The sequence below is a fragment of the Frankia tisae genome (assembly GCF_025403405.1).
GTDB lineage: Bacteria > Actinomycetota > Actinomycetes > Frankiales > Frankiaceae > Frankia > Frankia tisai.
On record NZ_JANEZT010000310.1, the window covers coordinates 1 to 8,193 of the forward strand.

Annotated in this window: 5 protein-coding genes; 2 read left to right on the forward strand and 3 right to left on the reverse strand. The window is 72.0% G+C overall.

The annotated features are described in order from the left end of the window. Positions 1-1,012: serine/threonine-protein kinase (locus NBZ85_RS23675; RefSeq protein ID WP_261562618.1), on the reverse strand; the 1,012-nt coding region annotated here is incomplete at its 3' end. Between the two features lie 556 nt (positions 1,013-1,568). After that, positions 1,569-2,282, reverse strand: coding sequence for a TetR/AcrR family transcriptional regulator (locus NBZ85_RS23680; RefSeq protein ID WP_261559056.1), 714 nt, complete (start codon positions 2,280-2,282; stop codon positions 1,569-1,571). Positions 2,283-2,499: 217 nt separating this feature from the next. Here NBZ85_RS23680 and NBZ85_RS23685 point away from each other — a divergent pair, with 217 nt between their 5' ends. Continuing rightward, positions 2,500-3,549 (forward strand): NAD(P)-dependent alcohol dehydrogenase, encoded by a 1,050-nt coding sequence (locus NBZ85_RS23685; RefSeq protein ID WP_261559057.1) that lies wholly within the window; start codon positions 2,500-2,502, stop codon positions 3,547-3,549. 399 nt (positions 3,550-3,948) lie between these two features. Then, positions 3,949-4,284, forward strand: coding sequence for a ferredoxin (fdxA, locus tag NBZ85_RS23690; protein WP_136448136.1), 336 nt, complete (start codon positions 3,949-3,951; stop codon positions 4,282-4,284). A gap of 101 nt (positions 4,285-4,385) precedes the next feature. Here fdxA and NBZ85_RS23695 read toward each other — a convergent pair. Further along, positions 4,386-8,193 (reverse strand): MFS transporter (locus tag NBZ85_RS23695; RefSeq protein ID WP_261562619.1); only part of this gene is annotated, 3,808 nt, incomplete at its 5' end.

Consider the following 8,193-nt stretch of genomic DNA (forward strand, 5'->3'; position numbering starts at 1 on the left):
GCCTCGGCGCCGCCGGCGACCGGCTCACCGCCGGCAGGCGGGCGGCGGACACGGCAGGCGCGGCGGGCGGTGTCGTGCCCGGGCCCGGCCGGGGCGGCAGGATGTCCAGCGGGCTGGTGACGATCGTCTCCGCCGCGTCACCGGGGCGGACGAGGCGGCGCAGCAGCTCCTCCGCGGTGGGCCGGCCGGCCGGGTCCCGGCGCATCGCGGCGCGTATCACGGCGGCCAGCGCCGGGTCGAGGTCGCCGAGCGCGGGGTCGGTGTGCTGGATTCGGCGCAGCTGGGCCGACGTCGAGCCCTCGCCGAACGGCTTGCGCCCACTGCCCGCGAAGATCACCAGGCCGCCCCAGGAGAAGATGTCGGCAGCGCTCGTCACGGTCTCGCCGCGGGCCTGCTCGGGGGCCATGAACGCCGGGGTTCCCGCGACCCGGCCCGACGGCCCGCTGGGTGCCTCGTCGGTGACCCGGGCCAGCCCGAAATCGATCACCCGCGCACCCAGCGGGGAGAGCAGCACGTTGGTCGGGGTGAGGTCGCGGTGCACCAGGCCCGCGCCGTGGACGGCGGTCAGGGCCGCGGCGACGCTGACGGCGACGCGCTCCAGGTCTGCCGAACCCAGCGGGCCGTGGGTGGCGACGGCGTGGGCCAGCGTCGGGCCGTCGACGAATTCGGTGACGAGGTACGGCTGCCCGTCCGGAGGGTCGACGACGTCGAGAACCTCCGCGGTGCAGAAGCGGGCGACGCGGCGGGCCACGGCGGCCTCGCGCCGGAACCGCTCACGGTAGCGGGGGATGCGGGCGACGTCCGCGCGGATGACCTTCACGGCGACCAGGCCGGTGTCACGGCTGCGGCCGAGGAAGACGGTGCCCATGCCGCCCTCGCCGAGGCGGCCGAGAAGCCGGTAATCGCCGAGTTCGCGCGGGTCGCCGGGGCGCAGCGGGTCCGGGCGGGTGGTGAGCCCGGTCGTTTTTTCCCGCGGCTCGGTCACCTCGCCGACGTTTTCGCGCGAATCCACCATTCCTCCCTACAGCCGAGCGGGAATCGGGCACAGGGCGCCTGCTGAATTGTCGGTGACCGATCGTCCTCCCGGTCATCCTTATCGCGAACTCGACACCGCCGACGCGCACTTCCCCCGCGTCTGCCGGCCGCCGATGACCTCCCGATGTCACCGACGCAACTGCCCCGCGGCGACGCAGCGGGGGCCCGAAAAGGCCAGCGGGGTTGACCGGCCGGCCTGCTCACGGGGGGCGCTGGCGGCCCGGTAACGGTTGTGGCATCGGGGCTACTGCCACCTGGGCCGCCGTATATTTCCCGGCCGATACCTCATCACCCGGTAGACCAGCAGAAACCTTGACGGAAATCACGGGGAACGCTCCCCCGCCGTCGATCCGCCGGCTCTGGACAGGCGATAGCTCGCACGTCCCACGAACGGGTAGTCGGAGTCCCTGCGCCGGGTACCCCCCTTCTGGCCGGTCCCACTCCCTGACGGGCTGCCAGACGTGCTACCTGAGCAACAGCAGCGGTAGCGGCAAGCCGGCAAGCAGCAAGCGGCAGGAGTCAGGAGCCGGCGGTCAGGGTCGTCCGGCGGCGTGGCCGGCGATGAGCATCCGGGCCGTGGCGACGGCCGCGGCGGCGGCCTGGTCGACGCTGCGGCGATGCTGGGCGAACACGCCGTCGAGGTGGAACACGGCGTGCCCGTGGGCCTGGGCGAGGTGCTGCTCGGCGAGCAGGAGCGCGTCGCGGTAGCTCGCCACCGCGGGCAGGGCCAGCACGAGCGGGAGCAGCGTGTCGAGCAGGGCCCGGGTCTGCGCGCCGAGCTGCGGGTGGCGGCTGCCCGCCAGCCCCGGGGCGAACAGGAGGTCCATCCCGGCGCGGCGTTCGATGACGAACCTGGTGTAGGCGCCGGCGGTGGCGGCCAGCCGCTGCACCGGATCGGCACCGGCGTGGTCGGCGGCCGCGCGCAGCTGCCCGGTGAGCTGGCGCGCCGCGGCGGCGGCGGCCGCCGCGAGCAGGCTGTCACGGTCGGGGAAGTGCCGGTACGGCGCCGCCGAGCTCACCCCGGCGCGGCGGGCGACCGCAGCGACGGAGAAGGCAGCCAGGCCGCCCTGGGCGATCAGGTCGAGGGCACCGGCGACCAGCGCAGCCGCCAGATCACCGTGGTGATAGGAGTTGCGCGCGGGGACCCGCCGATCCGGCTCACCGGACGCCGCGGGACGGGCCGTCCCCACCGGGCCGGCCGTCCCCACCGGGCCGGTGGGCTCCACCTGGTGGACGGGCTCCACCATCGCCGCCTCCGGTCCCGACGCCTGGACGTCTGTGCACCATCCAGAAGTCTGTGCACCATACAATGGAAGTGAGCGTGCTCTTACATTGTGGGGCCGGGGTGCCGGCGCCGGGGGCCGTTCACAGACTTTCGTCCGCGTCACACAGCGATCATCACGGCCCTCGCCGCGTTCCCCGCGGTGCACCCGCCCGGCGGCGGCGAGGGCTTGAGGGAGTTCCATGGCAACCACCGCAGCGCTGGTCGTCCCCAGCCCGGGCGCCAAGTTCGAGCGCTCGACGGTCGAACGCCGCGAGCTGCGCGACCGCGATGTCCTCATCGACATCAAGTACGCCGGCATCTGCCACAGCGACATCCACCAGGCCAAGGAGGAGTGGGGCCAGGGCACCTTCCCGCTCGTGCCCGGCCACGAGATCGCCGGTGTGGTCGCCGCAGTCGGCCCGGGGGTGACGAAGTACGCCGTCGGCGACCGGGTCGGCGTGGGCTGCTTCGTCGACTCGTGCGGCGAGTGCGAGGCGTGCGAGGCCGACGAGGAGCAGTACTGCCTCAAGGGCGCGGTGCCGACGTACAACGGCAAGGGCTACGACGGCGAGACGACCTACGGCGGCTACAGCCAGAGCGTCGTCGTCACCGAGCACTTCGTCGTGCGCATCCCGCAGGCGCTGCCCTTCGACGCGGCGGCCCCGCTGCTGTGCGCCGGGATCACCGTCTACTCGCCGTTGCGGCACTGGAAGGCCGGCCCCGGTACGAAGGTCGCCGTCGTCGGCATGGGCGGGCTCGGCCACATGGCCGTCAAGATCGCCCACGCCCTCGGCGCCGAGGTCACCGTGCTCAGCCAGACGCTGAGCAAGGAGACCGACGGCCTGCGCCTCGGTGCCGACCACTACTACGCCACCGGCGACAAGGCGACGTTCAAGACGCTGCGCCGCTCGTTCGACCTGATCATCAACACCGTGTCGGCGAACCTGCCGCTGGACGCCTACCTCGGCCTGCTGCGCCTGGACGGCACGATGGTCAACCTGGGCGCGCCGCCCCAGGCGAGCACGTTCAGCGTGTTCTCGCTGCTGGGCGGGCGGCGCAGCCTCGCCGGTTCCAGCGTCGGGGGCATCCGCGAGACCCAGGAGATGCTCGACTTCTGCGCCGAGCACCAGATCTCCTCGGAGATCGAGCTCATCGGCGCCGACGAGGTCGACGAGGCCTACGAGCGGGTGCTGCGCAGCGACGTGCGCTACCGATTCGTCATCGACATCGCCACCCTGACCCAGGAATAACCCCGATCCCAGGAATAGCCTCGGGCCTCGGCTGCACCGGCCGGCCGCGCCGGCGCCGGACACCGTTCCGGACCGGCGCGGCCGGCCGCGCTGACCTGCACCTCGACCCGGCGGCGGCAGGAAAAGAGCCAGGATAAGTTCATCGTCAACATTATCCTTGGCATCATTGTTTTCCCGCTCCCGAGAAATATTGACATCACCATTCCCGCGCGCTGTTTGTTTACATGACATTCACAGCGCGCGCCGTTTCGACCTCGCCGGGCCCGCTACGATTCCTTTCGGGTTCGCCGCACGGCACCCGCCCCGGCCCACCAGCCGGAACGAAAGTCGTAGGCCAGCCACGCGATTGCCGACCGCGCAGCAGCGGTCCGCAACGTCGATCCGGAAACGAGGACCCTCATGCCATTCGTCATCACCGCCGGATGTATTGATGTCAAGGACGGCGCCTGCCTGGAGGGATGCCCGGCCGACTGCATCTACGAGGGCGGCCGCAAGATGTACATCAACCCGGACGAGTGCACCGACTGCGGGGCCTGCGCGGTCGCCTGCCCCGTCGGCGCGGTCCTCAGTGACGACCGGATAAAGGCGAAGGACCAGGAGTTCCTCGACAGCGAGGCGGCGTTCTTCACCGACATCCTCCCGGGCCGCGACGAGCCGCTCGGCGAGCCCGGCGGCGCCACCCGCCTCGGCAAGATCAAGGCCGACACCCCCTTCGTGGCCGCGTACGAGAAGTGACGCCCCGCGGGCGGCCCGGCCATCCCCCCGGCCGGGCCGCCCGCGCGGGACTCGCACGGCAGGTTCACTCGGGGTAGGTGCACACCGGCGAGGCGGCTGGGTCAGAGAAGAGCGGGATTGGACGTCGGGACAGTCCGGGCGGCCGGGGAGTTGGCCAGCGGACGGTGCGTGAGGTCGTCGTCTCGTCCGGTGCGGGTGTCTCGTCCGGTGCGGGTGAGCAGCCCGGTGAGCGGCGGCCGCGTCGTGGCGGGGAGCAGCACGACGTCGAGCAACTCGGCGTCCTCGTTTGACCAGGTCAGGGCCGCCCACATGCCATGACGGGCGGCGAGCACGTGGAACTGTTCGGGATCGGGTGCCGCGTGGGCGCGCGGTCCGCTGTGTAGCCGCCGGTTGGGGACCCCGGTCACCCGCAGCGGCGCCGGGACGCCCGTCGTCATGAACCGGGACAACTGGTCGAGGCTGGTCAGCTGGGAGCCCCAGGCCATGGTCGGGATCGCCGTGACCGATCGGACCTCGGCTGGGGCTGTCGACAGCACGACGTCGTAGCGGTAGCGGGTGAGCTCGTTGTGCGCCCGGCCGCGTTTGACGCGCAGGTCGACGCCGACGATCTGCGGCCGGTCCCGGGCCAGGCGGTCCCACAGGGCCGGGTCGACGAGCAGCTCGGTCTCCTCGGCGCCGGCCACGGCCGCCGGGGACGGTGCGTGCTTCCTGACCGCGGCCCGCAGATGATCGTGCAGCCGCAGGTTGCGCACGTCGCCGACGAAGATGTGCCCGCCGGGCGCCAGCAGGCCCAGCGCGACGTCGAGGACCTCGGTCAGGTAGTCCTGGCTGGGGAAGTACTGCACGACCGAGTTGAGGATGATCAGGTCGTAGCCGCCGGCGCGCAGGCCGTCGGCGACATGGCCCAGCTGCGCGCGCAGCTCGACGCGGCGGTGCAGGGCGGGGCGCTGCTCGCGCAGGTCCCGGTCGAGGGTGTCGATGGCCACCGAGGACAGGTCGGTGCCCGTGTAGTGCTCGCAGTGCTCGGCGAGCGGCACGAGCAGCGCGCCGCTGCCCACTCCGATCTCGAGCACCCGTCGAGGCCGGTACTCTCGGATCCGCTCCACGGTGGCGTCACGCCACTGCCGCATCTGTTCGGCGGGGATCGGGGTGCCGTCGTAGCTGGAGTTCCAGCCGGTGAAGTCCTGTCCCACGACCGGGCGATCGGTGCCTTTGTGTGCATGGTCGTAGACCGCCCGCCAGGTCTCGATCCAGGCCAGGTCCTCGGCGCTCGGTCCGTCGACCGTTGCGCCGGCGGAGGGAGCCGCTGGTGCGCCGGCTGCGCGCAGGGCGCGGTCGGCGCGTTCCTGCTCGGCGTCGCGATCCCAGATCTCCGCGTCCGGAATGGCGTCGGGGAGGTGGTCCTCGAGCAGCCGCAGCCGCGGATCAGCCCAGGCGCGCAGCAGCCAGATACTGAGCAGGCACCCGCTGATCACCACGACGAACCCGAGCCCTCGGTCCGGCCCTGTGCCCAGGACCGGGCCCACCGCGTCGTGCAGCGCGCCACCGGGTTCGAGCGTGTGCCGCAGGACGTGGTCGGCGAGCGGTCCCATCACCAGGTAGCCGATCGGCAGGAACACGGTGACCACGACGAGGAACAGCGAGTTCACCCGTCCCTGCAGTTCCAGACCGACCTTCGTCTGCAGCAGCGCCATCCAGTGGCCATCGATCAGCGCCTCGCTGAAGGCGAGCCCGAACATGCCGACGGCGATCAGCCAGGGCTCCCTGGACAGGCCGATGACCACGATGGCCACGTTGCTCGCGGCGGTGGCGAGCAGCATGCCATGGGTCCGGCGCCGGGTACCACCCCAGATGCTCATGGTCAGCGCCCCGGCCAGCGCCCCGGCGCCGCCTGCGACCAGCACCAGGCCGAGCGTGCCGACTCCGTGCTCGAGCAGCACCATCGGCTGGATGAGGGTGAATCCGATGGCGTAAAGGATGTGGTCGCCGAGGAAGAACACCATCAACGCCCGCAGCCCTGGCCGGCGCAGCACGTAGCGGACGCCCCGGGCCAGCTGCATCCGCATCGACTCCTCGCGGCGGCGGAACAGCCGGTCGGGGAACCGTACGGCCGCGAGGGTGCCCACCGCCACGGTGAAGGTGGCTGCGTCGATCAGCAGGATGACGGACAGGGGCAGCACGGTCAACAGCCCCGCGCCGATCATGGGCGCGAACAGGGCCCCCATTCCGGCGCCGAGTTGGACGACGCCACTGGCGTGGCCGAGGAACGGTTTGGGTACCAGCTGGGCCACGGCCGCCAGGAAGGCCGGCCGTTGGAAGGCTGCGGCGACCGAGGTCAGCCCGCACAGCAGACAGATCTCCAGCAGGTTCGGCCGGTTGAGGGCGACGAGCACGGCCATGCCGAACGTGGTGGCTCCTGCGGTGGTGTCGGCGATCAACATCACGGTGCGCCGGTCGTAACGGTCGGCCACCGCGCCGGCGACGGGGCCGACCAGGATACCGGGCAGCAGGGAGACCGCGGCCGTCGTGGCGAAGGCGGAGATCCGGCCGGTGTGATCGAGCATCCACACGCTCATGACGAGCAGGCTCAGCGCGCTGCCGATGGCGGAGACGAGCTGGCCGGCGGCCACCACCGCGAACCGGCCGAAGCCGGGACGTGGATCCGGCGGCCGGTGGCGGGATCCGTCCACCGCACTGCCGCGGGCCGCGCCGCTCGACGGCCCCGTGGCAGCCGGCTTGTGAAGCTCCGCCGCCCAGTCGGTGAGGGTTCTGGCCAGCTCGGGGGCCTGGTGCTTGAGGAAGCCGTGCCCGGCTCGGGGCAGCACCGCCAGTTCCACCCGCTCGGCGAAGTGCTCCCACTCGTGGTAGCGCTCCGCATACAGTTCGGTGACCCTGTCCTTGCTGCCGACGATGCTGAGCATCGGCGCGGAGAACCGGGGGTGGTGACGATCGGTGAGCGTCCGCGTGAAGTATTCCTCCGAGCCGCGTTCGTCCTGGCGCACGGCGCGCATGACGACGGCCTGCTCGGCCGGGTCGGCCTGCAGGTCGGCCAGGCCGCCGCCGAGGGCGCGGACCTCTTCCTGGATGGCGCGGTCGGAAACCAGGCGGTCCACCTGGAACCGCCGGTAGATCCAGTCGAAGAAGCGTCCCGGCATGCGCGCCATCGGGAACATCGCGCCGACCGCCACCCCGGACTGCGGCGATCCCAGGTCCTGGAGCCGGTTGGCGAGCGCGATGGTGACGGCGGCGCCGTGGCAGTGGCCGTAGAGGTAGATCGGCCCGGGCAGGTTGGTGATCTCGTCCGCGCAGCGGGACACCAGCTCGTCGAAGGCGAGCGGCGGCTCGTCGGGGCGGCTGAAGTCCCGTCCTGGAAACTGCGCCGCGTACAGCGCCCAACCGTCGGGCAGCGCGGCGGCCAGCGGCTCGAACGAGACCGCCTGGCCACCCGAGTACGGGATGCAGACGATCGTGCCCGTGGCGGCCGATCCGTCCGCGGCGGTGAGCCGGTGCAACAGTGCGCCGGGCCGCGCGGGCCCGTCGACCGAGCCACGCCTGGTCTCCAGATGCTCGACGAGCTGGGTGATGGTGGGATGCCGGTAGAGGTCGAGCAGCGCCACCCGGACACCGAACGTCTGCTCGACCTGCCGGATGAGCCGCAGCGCAAGGAACGAGTCGCCACCGAGCTCGAAGAAGCCGTCGTCGGGGCCGATCTGGTCGTGGCCCAGGATCTGGCGCCAGACGGCAGCCATCTCCTGCTGGTCGCGTGTTCGCGGCGGCGTCGGCGGGTCGTCGGCGGTCTGCGGCTCGCCCGGTGCCGGCAACGCCCGGCGGTCCACCTTGCCGTTGGGGTTCAGCGGCAGGGAGGCGAGCAGCACTGTCTGTGTCGGTAGGGCGTGGCGGGGCAGAAAG

Coding starts and splice junctions, on each gene's coding strand:
- NBZ85_RS23680 (WP_261559056.1), bottom strand. CDS start 2,282: ATGGTGGAGCCCGTCCACCAGGTGGAGCCCACCGGCCCGGTGGGGACG.
- NBZ85_RS23685 (WP_261559057.1), top strand. CDS start 2,500: ATGGCAACCACCGCAGCGCTGGTCGTCCCCAGCCCGGGCGCCAAGTTC.
- fdxA (WP_136448136.1), top strand. CDS start 3,949: ATGCCATTCGTCATCACCGCCGGATGTATTGATGTCAAGGACGGCGCC.